This window comes from Leclercia sp. M-A074-M, from assembly GCF_965195605.1.
Taxonomy (GTDB): Bacteria; Pseudomonadota; Gammaproteobacteria; order Enterobacterales; family Enterobacteriaceae; genus Enterobacter.
Genome location: NZ_CBDAHM010000002.1, coordinates 504,033 through 518,109, shown reverse-complemented (window position 1 = coordinate 518,109; position 14,077 = coordinate 504,033). Strand labels below are relative to the sequence as shown.

14 protein-coding genes are annotated in these 14,077 nt (G+C 54.2%); 5 read left to right on the top strand and 9 right to left on the bottom strand.

Features of this window, described 5'->3' with window-relative positions; translation table 11 throughout:
* Positions 1 to 5: 5 nt before the first annotated feature.
* From ftsL to leuO, 7 genes are all read right to left on the bottom strand, one after another.
* Positions 6 to 371, bottom strand: coding sequence for a cell division protein FtsL (ftsL, locus tag ACOKCT_RS06120; RefSeq protein ID WP_103178264.1), 366 nt, complete (start codon positions 369 to 371; stop codon positions 6 to 8).
* Positions 368 to 1,309: a 16S rRNA (cytosine(1402)-N(4))-methyltransferase RsmH gene (gene rsmH / locus ACOKCT_RS06115; protein WP_103178263.1), complete on the bottom strand. Its 942-nt coding sequence runs from the start codon at positions 1,307 to 1,309 to the stop codon at positions 368 to 370. The genes ftsL and rsmH overlap by 4 nt, the downstream gene beginning before the upstream one ends.
* A gap of 2 nt (positions 1,310 to 1,311) precedes the next feature.
* Positions 1,312 to 1,770 (bottom strand): division/cell wall cluster transcriptional repressor MraZ, encoded by a 459-nt coding sequence (gene mraZ / locus ACOKCT_RS06110; protein WP_103178262.1) that lies wholly within the window; start codon positions 1,768 to 1,770, stop codon positions 1,312 to 1,314.
* A 598-nt stretch (positions 1,771 to 2,368) separates the two neighbouring features.
* Positions 2,369 to 3,373: a catabolite repressor/activator gene (cra, locus tag ACOKCT_RS06105; RefSeq protein WP_103178261.1), complete on the bottom strand. Its 1,005-nt coding sequence runs from the start codon at positions 3,371 to 3,373 to the stop codon at positions 2,369 to 2,371.
* Positions 3,374 to 3,552: 179 nt separating this feature from the next.
* Positions 3,553 to 4,044, bottom strand: a complete 492-nt coding sequence (ilvN, locus tag ACOKCT_RS06100) for an acetolactate synthase small subunit (RefSeq protein ID WP_032616525.1) — start codon at positions 4,042 to 4,044, stop codon at positions 3,553 to 3,555.
* A complete protein-coding gene (gene ilvI / locus ACOKCT_RS06095; RefSeq protein WP_103178260.1) occupies positions 4,044 to 5,768 on the bottom strand; it encodes an acetolactate synthase 3 large subunit in 1,725 nt (574 codons plus the stop codon). The genes ilvN and ilvI overlap by 1 nt, the downstream gene beginning before the upstream one ends.
* Positions 5,769 to 6,153: 385 nt before the next feature.
* The gene (gene leuO / locus ACOKCT_RS06090; RefSeq protein WP_103178259.1) at positions 6,154 to 7,098 is read right to left on the bottom strand and encodes a transcriptional regulator LeuO; all 945 of its coding nucleotides are present in this window, start codon (positions 7,096 to 7,098) and stop codon (positions 6,154 to 6,156) included.
* A 635-nt stretch (positions 7,099 to 7,733) separates the two neighbouring features.
* On the opposite strand from leuO, the gene leuL reads away from it, so the two are divergent.
* The 5 genes from leuL to leuD all read left to right on the top strand — a co-directional run bounded on the left by leuL (position 7,734) and on the right by leuD (position 12,595).
* Positions 7,734 to 7,820 (top strand): leu operon leader peptide, encoded by an 87-nt coding sequence (gene leuL, locus ACOKCT_RS06085; RefSeq protein WP_103178258.1) that lies wholly within the window; start codon positions 7,734 to 7,736, stop codon positions 7,818 to 7,820.
* A 93-nt stretch (positions 7,821 to 7,913) separates the two neighbouring features.
* A complete protein-coding gene (leuA, locus tag ACOKCT_RS06080) occupies positions 7,914 to 9,485 on the top strand; it encodes a 2-isopropylmalate synthase (RefSeq protein ID WP_103178257.1) in 1,572 nt (523 codons plus the stop codon).
* The gene (gene leuB / locus ACOKCT_RS06075; protein WP_103178256.1) at positions 9,485 to 10,576 is read left to right on the top strand and encodes a 3-isopropylmalate dehydrogenase; all 1,092 of its coding nucleotides are present in this window, start codon (positions 9,485 to 9,487) and stop codon (positions 10,574 to 10,576) included. The genes leuA and leuB overlap by 1 nt, the downstream gene beginning before the upstream one ends.
* 2 nt (positions 10,577 to 10,578) lie before the next feature.
* The gene (leuC, locus tag ACOKCT_RS06070) at positions 10,579 to 11,979 is read left to right on the top strand and encodes a 3-isopropylmalate dehydratase large subunit (RefSeq protein WP_103823236.1); all 1,401 of its coding nucleotides are present in this window, start codon (positions 10,579 to 10,581) and stop codon (positions 11,977 to 11,979) included.
* Positions 11,980 to 11,989: 10 nt separating this feature from the next.
* Positions 11,990 to 12,595, top strand: coding sequence for a 3-isopropylmalate dehydratase small subunit (gene leuD, locus ACOKCT_RS06065; RefSeq protein ID WP_103178254.1), 606 nt, complete (start codon positions 11,990 to 11,992; stop codon positions 12,593 to 12,595).
* Positions 12,596 to 12,640: 45 nt separating this feature from the next.
* On the opposite strand, the gene ACOKCT_RS06060 is transcribed toward leuD, so the two are convergent.
* Together ACOKCT_RS06060 and sgrT are read right to left on the bottom strand one after the other, a co-directional pair.
* Positions 12,641 to 13,819, bottom strand: coding sequence for a sugar efflux transporter (locus ACOKCT_RS06060; RefSeq protein ID WP_420193280.1), 1,179 nt, complete (start codon positions 13,817 to 13,819; stop codon positions 12,641 to 12,643).
* A gap of 101 nt (positions 13,820 to 13,920) precedes the next feature.
* Positions 13,921 to 14,073: a glucose uptake inhibitor SgrT gene (gene sgrT / locus ACOKCT_RS06055; RefSeq protein ID WP_103178252.1), complete on the bottom strand. Its 153-nt coding sequence runs from the start codon at positions 14,071 to 14,073 to the stop codon at positions 13,921 to 13,923.
* Between the last annotated feature and the right edge of the window lie 4 nt (positions 14,074 to 14,077).

The following is a 14,077-nucleotide window of genomic DNA, read 5'->3' as shown; positions in this document are numbered from 1 at the left end:
TTTCCTTATTTTTGTACTACGATATTTTCCTGAGAGGGATCAACATGCTGCATCTGCAGCTTTTCCGTTGCGATCCGTTCCACCCGGCTGTGATCGCCGAGCGCATTTTCTTCGAGGATCAGATTTCGCCACTCGATATCCAGCGCATCACGCTCCAGCACCAGCTGTTCGCGCTGCGCCGTTAACAAACGGGTATGGTGAGCGGTGGTCACAACGGTGACCGCCGACACAATGATGCAAATAAACAGGCACAGTGGCAGCTTGCCGAAACGCAACAGATCGTCCCAGATCACGCCCGGCAACGCATGACGCTCGTTGCTGCCTAACGTCTCTTTGACCTTGCTTAAGGTGCCTGCCACTTTGCCGATCATGCACTCGTCCTTTCTGCAATGCGCAGCACTGAACTACGGGCGCGGGGATTCTCTTCCACTTCTGCCTCGCCCGGCATTAACTTGCCCAATGCGCGCAGCTGACGGCCCCCCAGCTTTTTGAGCTGCTCTTCCGTCATCGGTAACCCGGCCGGCACCTGCGGACCACGGCTTTGCTCGCGCATAAAACGCTTCACGATGCGATCTTCCAGCGAGTGGAAGCTGATAATCGACAGGCGACCACCCGGCGCGAGTACGCCAAGCGAACTTTTCAGCGCCTGCTCGATCTCCTCGAGCTCGCTGTTCACCCAGATGCGAATTGCCTGGAAAGTACGGGTGGCGGGATGTTTGTACTTATCCTTCACCGGCGTTGCCGCCGCGATCACTTCAGCCAGCTCTTTGGTACGGGTCATCGGCTCAATGCGGTTGCGCTCAACGATGGCGCGCGCGATACGCTTGCCAAAACGCTCTTCGCCGAAGGTTTTGATCACCCAGGCGATATCCGCTTCATCAGCCGTTTGCAGCCACTCGGCGGCGGACTGGCCGCGCGTCGGATCCATACGCATATCCAGCGGACCGTCGCGCATAAAGGAGAAGCCACGTTCAGCATCATCAAGCTGCGGTGAGGAGACGCCAAGATCGAGAAGAATGCCGTCGATCTTGCCGGTTAAATCGCGCTCGCTGACGTAATCAGCCAGCGCGGAGAAAGGACCATGAACGATAGAAAAGCGTGGGTCATCAATAGTTTTTGCCACCGCAATCGCCTGCGGATCGCGATCGATCGCCAGCAAACGGCCTTCCGCGCCCAGTTGGGAGAGGATTAAACGTGAGTGGCCACCCCGGCCAAAAGTGCCATCAATATAGATGCCATCAGGACGAATATTCAGGCCATTGACGGCCTCATCCAGTAGCACCGTCGTATGTTTATAATTTTCCATCATATTTATAGAGACAAATCCTGCAATCGTTCCGACAATGTCGCGGAATCAGACTGCTCAGCGTCGATATCTTCCTTGACCCGTTGATACCAGGCCGTTTCATCCCACAGTTCAAACTTATTGAACTGTCCGACCAGCATCACTTCTTTTGTCAGACCCGCATGCTGCCGCAGCACTGGCGCAATCAATAAACGCCCCGCGCTATCCATCTGACATTCACTGGCATGACCCAATAACAGCCGCTGTACGCGACGCTCCTGCGGGTTCATGCTCGACAGTCGAGACAGCTTTTGCTCAATGATTTCCCATTCAGGCAAGGGGTAAAGCAGCAGGCAGGCGTGGTTGATGTCAATGGTGCAGACCATTTGACCAGAAGCGCTCTCGTTCAGCTGGTCGCGATATCGGGTTGGTACCGACAAACGCCCTTTGCTGTCGAGATTGACTAACGTCGCTCCACGGAACATGCCAGTCTCACCCCTCCTCACCACTTTTACCCACAAATTCCCACTTAAGGGAGTTTACGGAGCGATGGAAAAGCTTGTCAAGCCAGGACTTCCGCGACATCAGTCTAAATGTTACTGATTTACGAACGGAAGTTAATCAGGCTATTAACCGTACAACTGGCGAGGCAAAATTAACGTGATGAATATTTGTGAGAAAAAACTCGAATATGCAGACCAGCGTTAAAAATCACTCATCTCGCCGCAACCAAATATAAAGTGTCAGTTTGCGACGCGGGCGGCATTTTAAGCCATATCGTCAGGGGTGAACAGCGCCAGATTCAACGCTGACGCCGCGTCGAACGCTGGCAAGCGGATGGCGACAAATTTGCGGGGTAAAAATGGCTGATAATTCAGCAATGATGATCGGTTGTGTAACAAAATAATACAAATAATCTCATTAATGACAATTAAATAAACATGAAAAGAAATTTTAAATAGCAAAGTGAAATAAAAAGGCGCTCAGGCGATACTTTTTAAAGAATTATCTTAAAAAGAGTAGGGGAATTGCTGAGTGGATAAATGCAATAAATTCAGGGCAGTTTCCACTGCCCTGCGTCCCTTATGACCGGCTCAATATGCCGCGACGATAGAGGTTACGACGGATGCGCGTCAGCCCCGGTTTAGGCTTACGCGGCTCATCGAGACTCGCCAGCACAATCTCCAGCACCCGCTCTGCCACGTCACGATGACGCTGGGCGACTGCCAGCACCGGACACTGCAGGAAATCGAGCAGTTCGTGATCGCCAAAGGTCGCAATTGCCAGATTGGAAGGCAGCTTACCTTCGCGGCGCAGCGTCACGTCCATCACTCCCTGCAACAGGGCAAAAGAGGTGGTGAACAGCGCCTGCGGCATCGGATGAGTTTCCAGCCACTTCTCAAACAGCTGCGCCGAGGCTTCGCGCTCGTAGCTATTGGCATAGAGGAAATCCACTTTACGGGGATCGTCTTTCCAGGCGGTGCGGAAACCCTGCTCGCGCAGGAAGCTCACGGAGAGTTCCGGCAACGCCCCCAGGTAAAGGACATTTTCCGCCGGGAAGGTGCGCAGCTCCGCCGCCAGCATTTCAGCATCGTCCTGATCGGCACCGACTACGCTAGTGAAATGCTCGCGATCTAACGCACGGTCGAGGGCGACAATCGGGAATGAATCATTGGCCCAGCGCTGATAGAAAGGATGCTCCGGGGGTAACGAGGTTGAAACGATAATGGCATCGACCTGACGCTGGAGCAGATGTTCAATGCAACGCATTTCGTTATCGGGCTGATCTTCTGAGCAGGCGATCAACAGTTGATAGCCGCGCTGACGCGCCTGGCGCTCAAGATAGTTTGCGATCCGGGTGTAACTGGTGTTTTCCAGATCCGGGATCACCAGGCCGATCGAACGGGTGCGTCCGGCACGCAGGCCCGCGGCGACAGCATTCGGATGGTAGTTATGTTCACGAACCACTGCCATGACTTTCTCAACGGTCTTGTCGCTGACCCGATACTGCTTCGCTTTACCGTTAATCACATAGCTTGCCGTAGTTCGTGACACGCCGGCGAGCCTGGCGATTTCATCCAGTTTCACAATTGCCCCTTAAAAAATATAAAAGAGTCCATGACCTTGTCAGGGTTATGACTTAATCTTGTAACATCTAAACGCAGAATAGTCTGTGCGGCAACCGCTTTTGTCGCGACTCCGGCATCGGTGCGCAAAAAAAAGCCCGGTAAATCGCACCGGGCAATAGAGAGGCGAACTTTTTATCTTTAACGCATCACTTTGTCACCGCGGGAAAGTCCCACAACGCCTGAACGCGCCACTTCGACAATTTTTGCCACATCCCGCACCGAGGCGAGGAAAGCATCCAGCTTATCGCTGGTGCCAGCAAGTTGAACGGTGTAGATAGAGGGGGTGACATCAATGATCTGCCCGCGGAAGATATCCGCATTGCGTTTCACCTCTTCACGCCCATAACCGGTGGCCTGAATTTTCACCAGCATAATCTCACGTTCAACATAGGCTCCCTGCCCCAGCTCGCTGACGCGCAAGACATCCACCAGTTTATGCAGCTGCTTTTCGATCTGCTCCAGCACCTTGGCATCGCCCACCGTCTGGATGGTCATGCGGGAAAGCGTGGGATCGTCCGTCGGCGCTACCGTCAGGCTTTCAATATTGTAGCCACGCTGTGCAAAGAGCCCAATCACGCGCGACAGCGCACCGGACTCGTTTTCCAGTAATACAGATAATATCCGGCGCATCAGGTTCTCTCCGTTTTGCTTAACCACATTTCATCCATACCGCCGCCGCGAATATGCATCGGATAAACATGCTCGGTGCCATCCACAACCACATCGACAAAGACCAGGCGGTTATTTTTAACGTGCTCAAGGGCTTCACTGAGCTTCGCTTCCAGCTCTGCCGGATGACTGATACGCATACCAATGTGGCCGTAAGCCTCTGCCAGACGCACAAAATCCGGCAATGAATTCATATAGGATTGCGAATGGCGACCGGAATAGATCATATCCTGCCACTGCTTCACCATCCCCAGATAGCCGTTATTCAGATTGAGCACCAGCACCGGCAGTTCGTACTGCAGCGCGGTGGAGAGTTCCTGAATATTCATCTGGATACTGCCATCGCCGGTCACGCAAACCACTGTCTCTTCCGGTAATGCCAGCTTCACGCCCAGCGCGGCAGGCAGGCCAAAGCCCATAGTGCCCAGACCACCGGAGTTGATCCAACGACGTGGCTTATCAAACGGGTAATAGAGGGCGGCAAACATCTGGTGCTGGCCGACATCCGAGGTCACATAAGCGTCGCCTTTGGTCAGCTGCCAGAGCGTTTCGATCACCGCCTGCGGCTTAATGTTCTCACTTTGGGTATCGTATTTCAGGCACTGACGCGCACGCCACTGCTCAATCTGCAGCCACCAGTCACGAATCTCATCCAGCGGCTGAGCATAATTTTCCTGCGCCAGCAGCTCCAGCATCTGATCCAGCACATGACGCGCATCGCCCACAATGGGCACATCCGCCGGCACGGTTTTGGAAATCGAGGTGGGATCGATATCAATGTGCAGCACCGTGGCATCAGGGCAATATTTCGCCAGGTTATTGGTGGTGCGATCGTCAAAGCGCACCCCAACGGCAAAAATGACATCGGAGTTATGCATCGTCATATTGGCTTCATATGTGCCGTGCATACCGAGCATGCCAAGCGCCTGTCGATGGGTGGCTGGAAACGCCCCGAGCCCCATTAATGAAGAGGCCACCGGCAGGTTCAGCTTTTCGATAAGCGCGCGCAGCTGTGCTTCACACTGGGCGTTCACCGCCCCGCCGCCAACATAGACCACCGGCTTTTTAGCCGCCATCAGGGTTTGCAGGGCGCGCTTAATCTGTCCCTTATGTCCCTGGGTCGTGGGGTTATACGAACGCATGCTGACCGACTCCGGCCAGACATAAGGCAATTTATTGGCCGGGTTGAGAATATCTTTCGGAAGGTCAACTACCACCGGCCCGGGACGCCCGCTGGCCGCCAGCCAGAAGGCCTTTTTGAGCACGCCCGGAATATCTTCCGTCTGCTTGACCAGGAAACTGTGTTTCACTACCGGACGGGAGATGCCGACCATGTCACACTCCTGAAAGGCATCATAGCCAATCAGCGAGGTTGCAACCTGACCGGAGAGCACCACCATTGGAATGGAGTCCATATAGGCGGTGGCGATACCCGTAATGGCGTTCGTCGCGCCAGGACCGGATGTTACCAGCACGACCCCCACCTCACCTGTCGCGCGTGCCAGTCCATCAGCCATATGCACGGCAGCTTGCTCATGACGCACCAGGACGTGATCGATACCGCCAACGGTATGTAGTGCGTCATAAATATCGAGGACCGCGCCTCCCGGGTAACCGAACACTTGCTTCACGCCCTGATCGATTAACGATCGGACGACCATTTCGGCGCCAGACAACATCTCCATGATTTGCCTCCAGGCTTATCGTTTCAGACGGACAGGAGAAATATGCACTGCGCCGTCTTTTTTGTCAGGGTTACCCCTGGCGATTTTTATTGTGCAGAGTGACAGTTACCATAACCGCTAGCCGTGAGGCAGGCAATTAGCAAACCTCAGCTGGCGCGGGATCCCAAAAGAAGAAAGATAAGGTATTAATAATTGTTATGGATAAATCTACTGCGAGAACGGGAGGGAGTGAGCGTTCATCATTTAAAAAGGCGGCGCCACAGTAATTCATCCATTTTTACGGCCAGGAAAAGGCAATGAAAATATCTTCAGCAGAATAATATTTCAGAAACGATAAGAAAGTCAGGATAAATAGCAATAACACTGAAATTTATCCTGACCGCATTTATCGCCGGCAGACGTTAACCAGCAGCTCTTCCATCCACTGATGGCCTTTATCGCGACCGGCTGCTTCATGCCATGAGAGATAGCAGGTGCGTGAGTTAAGGTTCAGCGGCAACACCATAATTCGCAGGTTCAACGGATCGGCAAACTCTTCAGCCAGCCAGCGCGGGGCGATGGCAACCAGGTGAGTTTGCGAGACAACATTTAATACGCTGACCATTGCCATCCCCTGATAGGCTACACAGGCCTGCTTATCTGGCGTGTCGTACCACGGCTGGCTAAAAGAGGCGTAGCGATCGAGGGCAACAACCGCATGCTGTTCGCGATAAATATCGCTCTCCTGCAACATACCATTAAGGCGCGGATGCGCTTTGCTGGTAACCAGTACCATTTCGTCCTTAAATAATGGTACGCAAGAAAATTCGGGGCGACGAAATTCTTCGTAGCCAATAACAAACTCCGTCTCCTGATATCGCAGCTGATGTTCCGTATTCTGGTTAAGGGATGACTTGAAAACCAAATGTATATTGGGCGCAACTTCCTCGACTTTATTATAAATAAGTGAGGTCAGATAATTATCCAGAGGGCTGCAAACGCACAGATGGAAAACACGCTCGCTGCTGCTTGAATCAAACCCGGAGCCCGGAAGTTCATTCTGCACAAGCTGAAGCGCCTGACGTACCGATGCAAACAGCTGATAGGCACGGGCAGTAGGCTGGATACCGCGGCCATAACGAACGAATAACTCGTCATTAAACATAACCTTGAGTCTTGCAACGGCATTACTGACAGCGGGCTGAGACATTCCCAGCGACTGGGCGGCACGCGTAATATTTTGTTCCTGCATGACCGCATCGAAAACCGTTAAAAGATTCAGGTCCACCGTACGGAGCTGTGGTTTTGCCCCCTCTGACACAGACGATTTTTCGCTACTTTCTTCACACATACCCTGCTCCACTGTCACGCTGAACTCCTTTCCTCGTGTGTAACAATAAATTTAGAAAATATGATTTATCACGCATATAAAACAAGCTAAAGAGAAATGTTACAAATTAGGAATATATAAATACCCGCCAGCCGTGACAGAGCTCAGGCATAAGATAAGAAAACATGCTTAAAAAAGCGAGAAAGCATATCGATTAGTTTATATTGCGAATGAAACCATAGATTTCATAAATAAACAATATGGCATTTCGTTAAGGCCTATTTAAGTTTTAATGAAATATTAACAGTGACTTAATTAAATTAGTTAACATTCTCTTATCAGACCAATCACCTTCTAACCTGCAACACCCAAATTATTATGGTAACGTGATGAAAGTTAAGGAATTCAAAACGCTGGCTTATTATTCCTGGATTTTAAACAATTGCAATAAAGTATATGCAAACGATTCAACTGATAAATTCGCACACATAACTCAGAATAAGAAAATGGCAAAAAAGGGAAAAACCAGCACAATAAGCTAATTCTTTCTGCCCGGGTCGCGAAGGCGAAGAGGTGTTTTCGCCTGGCAGGGGTTGACATCATTCCGCGTATCCAGTACCACTAAAAGCATATCTTATTTATCTGGAGCTTGATTCATGATTCGCAGCATTCGTTTCACCGGTCTACTACTACTAAACGCATCCACTGTGCGCGGTAGACTGGCGGGCGAAATTCAGCGTTGAATCGTTCTCTGGTTAAGACAAAAAACCCGCGCCACTGCGCGGGTTTTTTTATGCTCGTAGCAAGGCGCCCAAATTCAGACAAGGACCTAACCCATGAGCCAGCAAGTCATTATTTTCGATACGACCTTACGTGACGGTGAACAAGCATTACAGGCAAGCCTGAGCGTTAAAGAGAAATTGCAGATTGCTCTGGCCCTTGAACGTATGGGCGTAGACGTAATGGAAGTGGGCTTCCCGGTCTCTTCCCCGGGGGATTTTGAATCCGTTCAGACCATCGCCCGCAGCGTAAAAAACAGCCGTGTGTGCGCCCTGGCTCGCTGCGTCGAGAAAGATATCGATGTGGCCGCCGAGTCGCTGAAGGTCGCCGAAGCCTTCCGTATTCACACCTTTATTGCTACCTCGCCGATGCATATCGCCACCAAGCTGCGCAGCACCCTGGATGAGGTGATCGAGCGCGCCATCTATATGGTGAAACGCGCCCGCAATTATACTGACGACGTTGAGTTCTCCTGTGAAGATGCAGGCCGCACGCCGATTGAGGATCTGGCCCGTGTGGTTGAAGCGGCCATCCGTGCCGGTGCCACCACTATCAACATCCCGGACACCGTCGGCTACACCATGCCGTTCGAGTTCTCCAGGATCATTACTGGCCTGTATGAGCGTGTGCCGAATATTGATAAAGCGATTATCTCCGTTCACACCCACGACGATTTAGGCCTGGCTGTCGGCAATGCCATTGCCGCGGTCCACGCCGGGGCGCGTCAGGTTGAAGGTGCCATGAACGGTATCGGTGAGCGCGCCGGCAACTGTTCACTGGAAGAGGTGATCATGGCGATCAAGGTGCGCAAGGACATCATGGATGTGCATACCCGCATCAATCACCAGGAGATCTGGCGCACCAGCCAGACCGTGAGCCAGATCTGCAACATGCCGATCCCAGCGAACAAAGCGATTGTCGGCACCGGTGCCTTCGCTCACTCCTCCGGTATTCACCAGGACGGCGTGCTGAAGAACCGCGAAAACTACGAAATCATGACCCCGGAATCGATCGGTCTGAATCAGGTGCAGCTGAACCTGACCTCCCGCTCTGGCCGCGCGGCGGTTAAACACCGCATGGAAGAGATGGGCTATAAAGAGACCGACTACAACATGGATCATCTGTACGACGCCTTCCTGAAGCTGGCCGATAAAAAAGGCCAGGTATTTGACTACGACCTGGAAGCGCTGGCGTTTATCAACAAGCAGCAGGAAGAGCCAGAGCATTTCCGTCTGGACTACTTCAGCGTGCAGTCGGGTTCAAGCGACATCGCGACCGCCTCCGTCAAGCTGGCCTGCGGCGACGAGATCAAAGCCGAAGCGGCCAACGGCAACGGTCCGGTAGATGCCATCTACCAGGCCATTAACCGCGTCACGGAATATGACGTTGAGCTGGTGAAATATGACCTGACGGCGAAAGGCCAGGGTAAAAACGCGCTGGGCCAGGTAGACATCGTGGTCAACTATAACGGCCGCCGCTTCCACGGCGTGGGCCTGGCGACCGATATCGTCGAATCCTCCGCTAAAGCGATGGTTCACGTCCTGAACAATATCTGGCGCGCCGCGGAAGTCGAAAAAGAGTTGCAACGCAAAGCTCAGAATAAAGAGAACAATAAGGAAACCGTGTAATGTCGAAGAATTACCATATTGCTGTGTTACCGGGCGACGGAATTGGTCCCGAAGTTATGGCACAGGCGCTGAAGGTGCTGGACGCTGTCCGCACCCGTTTTGCGATGAAAATTACCACCAGCCACTACGATGTAGGCGGTATCGCGATCGATAACCACGGTACGCCCTTGCCGCAGGCAACCGTGACCGGCTGTGAGAATGCCGACGCGGTCCTGTTCGGCTCCGTAGGCGGCCCGAAATGGGAACATCTGCCACCGGCCGAGCAGCCAGAGCGCGGGGCGCTGCTGCCACTGCGTAAACACTTCAAGCTGTTCAGCAACCTGCGTCCGGCCAAACTCTATCAGGGGCTGGAAGAGTTCTGTCCGCTGCGCGCCGATATCGCCGCCAACGGCTTCGACATTCTGTGCGTCCGTGAGTTGACCGGCGGTATCTACTTTGGTCAGCCGAAAGGCCGCGAAGGCAGCGGTCAGCACGAAAAAGCGTTCGATACCGAGGTGTATCACCGTTTTGAGATTGAACGTATCGCCCGTATCGCGTTCGAATCTGCCCGCAAACGCGGCCATAAAGTGACCTCGATCGATAAAGCTAACGTGCTGCAATCCTCCATCCTGTGGCGCGAAATCGTTAACGAGATTGCTCAGGCGTATCCGGACGTTCAGCTGGCGCATATGTACATCGACAATGCCACCATGCAGCTGATTAAAGATCCGTCCCAGTTTGACGTCCTGCTCTGTTCCAACCTGTTCGGGGACATTCTCTCTGACGAGTGCGCGATGATCACCGGCTCCATGGGGATGCTGCCGTCCGCCAGCCTGAACGAAGAAGGTTTTGGCCTGTACGAACCGGCTGGCGGATCCGCACCGGATATCGCGGGTAAAAACATCGCCAACCCGATCGCGCAGATCCTCTCTCTGGCGCTGCTTTTGCGCTACAGCCTGGATGCTAACGAGGCAGCTACCGCGATCGAAAACGCCATCAACCGCGCCCTGGAAGAGGGTGTGCGCACCGGCGATTTAGCCCGCGGCAACGCGGCGGTCAGTACTGAAGAAATGGGCGATATCATTGCCCGCTATGTCGCTGAAGGGGTGTAATCATGGCGAAGACGTTGTACGAAAAAATTTATGATGCTCACGTGGTCTATGAAGCGCAGAACGAAACCCCGCTGCTCTATATCGATCGCCATCTGGTGCACGAAGTGACCTCGCCACAGGCGTTCGATGGCCTGCGCGCGCACAAGCGTCCGGTGCGCCAGCCGGGCAAAACCTTCGCGACGATGGACCATAACGTCTCAACCCAGACTAAAGACATCAACGCCTCCGGTGAGATGGCGCGCATTCAGATGCAGGAGCTGATCAAGAACTGCAACGAGTTTGGCGTTGAGCTGTACGATCTGAACCACCCTTACCAGGGCATCGTCCATGTGATGGGCCCTGAACAGGGTATCACCCTGCCGGGCATGACCATCGTTTGCGGCGACTCCCACACCGCGACCCACGGCGCGTTTGGTGCCCTGGCCTTTGGTATCGGCACCTCCGAAGTGGAACATGTGCTGGCGACCCAGACCCTGAAACAGGGCCGTGCGAAGACCATGAAAATTGAGGTGACCGGCGAGGCCGCACCGGGCATCACTGCCAAAGACATCGTGCTGGCGATCATCGGTAAAACCGGTAGCGCAGGCGGCACCGGACATGTGGTGGAGTTCTGCGGCAGCGCAATCCAGGCCCTGAGCATGGAAGGCCGTATGACCCTGTGCAACATGGCGATTGAAATGGGTGCGAAAGCTGGTCTGGTTGCGCCTGACGAAACGACTTTCAACTATGTGAAGGGGCGTTTGCACGCCCCGAAAGGCCAGGATTTTGACGACGCGGTCGCGTACTGGAAAACCCTGAAAACCGACGAGGGTGCGGTATTCGACACCGTGGTCACCCTGCAGGCCGAAGCGATTGCGCCGCAGGTCACCTGGGGCACGAATCCGGGGCAGGTCATCTCCGTTAACGACAGCGTTCCCGATCCGGCCTCGTTCGCCGATCCGGTTGAGCGCGCCAGCGCAGAGAAAGCGCTGGCCTATATGGGACTGAAGCCGGGCGTACCGTTGACCGACGTGAGCATTGATAAAGTGTTTATTGGTTCCTGCACCAACTCGCGCATCGAAGATCTGCGCGCCGCGGCAGAAGTGGCGAAAGGCCGTAAAGTGGCGCCGGGTGTGCAGGCGCTGGTGGTCCCAGGCTCCGGCCCGGTCAAAGCGCAGGCGGAAGCTGAAGGTCTGGATAAGATTTTCATTGAAGCAGGCTTTGAATGGCGTCTGCCGGGCTGCTCCATGTGTCTGGCGATGAACAACGACCGCCTGAACCCGGGCGAGCGCTGCGCTTCCACCAGCAACCGTAACTTTGAAGGTCGTCAGGGGCGCGGTGGACGCACGCATCTGGTCAGCCCGGCGATGGCCGCGGCAGCCGCAGTGACCGGCCACTTCGCCGATATTCGCAGCCTGAAATAAGGAGACCATCATGGCAGAGAAATTTACCCAACATACTGGCCTGGTGGTCCCTCTGGACGCGGCTAACGTCGACACCGACGCCATCATTCCAAAGCAGTTTTTGCAGAAGGTAACCCGCACCGGTTTTGGCGCGCACCTGTTTAACGACTGGCGTTTTCTGGATGACAAAGGCCAGCAGCCGAACCCGGAGTTCGTGCTGAACTTTCCTGAGTACAAAGGCGCATCTATCCTGCTGGCGCGGGAAAACTTCGGCTGTGGCTCATCGCGCGAGCATGCGCCGTGGGCGCTGACCGATTACGGTTTCAAAGTGGTAATTGCCCCGAGCTTTGCCGACATCTTCTACGGCAACAGCTTCAACAACCAGCTGCTGCCGGTCACGCTGAGTGATGAACAGGTCGACGAGCTGTTTACCCTGGTGCAGGGCAACCCGGGCATGACCTTTGAAGTGGATCTGGAAGCGCAGGTCGTAAAAGCCGGGGATAAAATCTACAGCTTTAACATCGACGCGTTCCGCCGCCACTGCATGATTAACGGCCTTGACAGCATCGGACTGACCCTGCAGCACGAAGAGGCCATTGCCGCCTACGAGAGCAAGCAGCCAGCCTTTATGGGCTAATCACGCTAAAGAGTCCATTGCACAGTCAATGGACTCTTTTTTTATTCAGACATCTTTAACCCGCCAGGTGAGCACCAGCGTCACCAGCGAAATCCCCGCAATAGCCATGTAAACCGCAGAGTGGCCGTAGCTTTGTGCCAGCGCGCCCTGAATCACCCCCGCCAGGATCACGCCGGTAGAGATACTGTTGGTAAAGAGCGTGGTTGCCGACCCCGCCCTGCCCGGCATCAGATCCTGGAACCAGAGCATGCCAATCCCGGCGATGATTCCAATAAAGATCGCGTTAAAGAGTTGCAGGCCAAGCAAGGCCTCGCGGCTGTGGAAGAGGATCAGCCCCAGATAAAAGAGCACCCCCGCCGCCACCGCGATCACCATCATCCGCCGTTTACCAACGTGTTTGACGTAATAACCCGCAAGGATCATTGCCGGGATCTCCAGCCCGGCGGCAGTGCCCATTAAGATCCCGGCCAGCTTGTCCGGCAGCCCCAGATCGCTGCTGATCCACAACGGCATGTCGATGATATACATGGTGTTACAGGTCCACATTAGCGTGGAAGCAATAAACAGCCTGCGGACATTTTTATCTTTCCAGCCGCTGACCTCCGTCACCGGAACGGCGGTCGCCGAATTCACCCTGTCCACAGAAGGCAGCGCGAAGGCGATCAGCGCCAGGCTGATGGCAAAAATGGCCGCCGCAATAGAGAACATAGTGGTAAAGCCGTAGTTAAGCGCCAGCATAAACGCCAGCGGCGGACCGATGACCCACGCCAGCGAAAGCTGCGCACGCATCACCGAGCTGAACATCACCACCTCACGCGCAGAGCTGTCGGCATATTCCCGCGCCAGAGCAAACAGCTGCGGCATGGCGGTATTGGCAACCGAGGCCAACAGTACGCCGCAGGTTAATAAGGTCAGGTAGTGGCGGTTAAAGGCAAACAGCAGCGCGTTGCCAATCGCCATCGCGCAGCAAAAGAGGATCAGCTTGCGGCGATCGCCCTGGCTGTCCGAACGCTTCGCCAGCCACAGGCTGACCAGGATCCCAGCGACGGCATTGACGGTATAGAACAGCCCCACCCAGAACGGTTGGGCGCCCACCTCGCGGCTCAGGAACAGACTCAGGGTCGGCGCCTGCAGTGCTCCGGCTACGCCCATCATAAACGCCACCATTAAAAAAGCGGCATACACACCGTTGAGACGGCGTCCCATCGTCATTAACCAGAGCATCACTGTTCCTTTAGCGCACGAGAAAACGAAAAAAGCCAGCAGATGATACCTGCTGGCGTGGTGATTAGCACCAATACTCAGTCACACATGATCGAAGCAATTCAGCGTTCCGAGGTCGACGTTGTCACCTCCCACTGCATCAGCTCTTCCAGTATTTTCAGCCGTTGCTCTGCACACCGGCGGGCCAGCCAGGACACTCCCTTTGTCGCTGAGAAGTACTGTTGGTAAAACTGATTTGTGGCAGACCTCTTCATATTT

What these genes read in the sequence shown, in the direction of transcription:
- ftsL (WP_103178264.1), bottom strand. Translation starts at nt 371, where the DNA reads ATGATCGGCAAAGTGGCAGGCACCTTAAGCAAGGTCAAAGAGACGTTA.
- rsmH (WP_103178263.1), bottom strand. Translation starts at nt 1,309, where the DNA reads ATGATGGAAAATTATAAACATACGACGGTGCTACTGGATGAGGCCGTC.
- mraZ (WP_103178262.1), bottom strand. Translation starts at nt 1,770, where the DNA reads ATGTTCCGTGGAGCGACGTTAGTCAATCTCGACAGCAAAGGGCGTTTG.
- ilvN (WP_032616525.1), bottom strand. Translation starts at nt 4,044, where the DNA reads ATGCGCCGGATATTATCTGTATTACTGGAAAACGAGTCCGGTGCGCTG.
- ilvI (WP_103178260.1), bottom strand. Translation starts at nt 5,768, where the DNA reads ATGGAGATGTTGTCTGGCGCCGAAATGGTCGTCCGATCGTTAATCGAT.
- leuO (WP_103178259.1), bottom strand. Translation starts at nt 7,098, where the DNA reads ATGTGTGAAGAAAGTAGCGAAAAATCGTCTGTGTCAGAGGGGGCAAAA.
- leuL (WP_103178258.1), top strand. Translation starts at nt 7,734, where the DNA reads ATGATTCGCAGCATTCGTTTCACCGGTCTACTACTACTAAACGCATCC.
- leuA (WP_103178257.1), top strand. Translation starts at nt 7,914, where the DNA reads ATGAGCCAGCAAGTCATTATTTTCGATACGACCTTACGTGACGGTGAA.
- leuB (WP_103178256.1), top strand. Translation starts at nt 9,485, where the DNA reads ATGTCGAAGAATTACCATATTGCTGTGTTACCGGGCGACGGAATTGGT.
- leuC (WP_103823236.1), top strand. Translation starts at nt 10,579, where the DNA reads ATGGCGAAGACGTTGTACGAAAAAATTTATGATGCTCACGTGGTCTAT.
- leuD (WP_103178254.1), top strand. Translation starts at nt 11,990, where the DNA reads ATGGCAGAGAAATTTACCCAACATACTGGCCTGGTGGTCCCTCTGGAC.
- ACOKCT_RS06060 (WP_420193280.1), bottom strand. Translation starts at nt 13,819, where the DNA reads ATGCTCTGGTTAATGACGATGGGACGCCGTCTCAACGGTGTGTATGCC.
- sgrT (WP_103178252.1), bottom strand. Translation starts at nt 14,073, where the DNA reads ATGAAGAGGTCTGCCACAAATCAGTTTTACCAACAGTACTTCTCAGCG.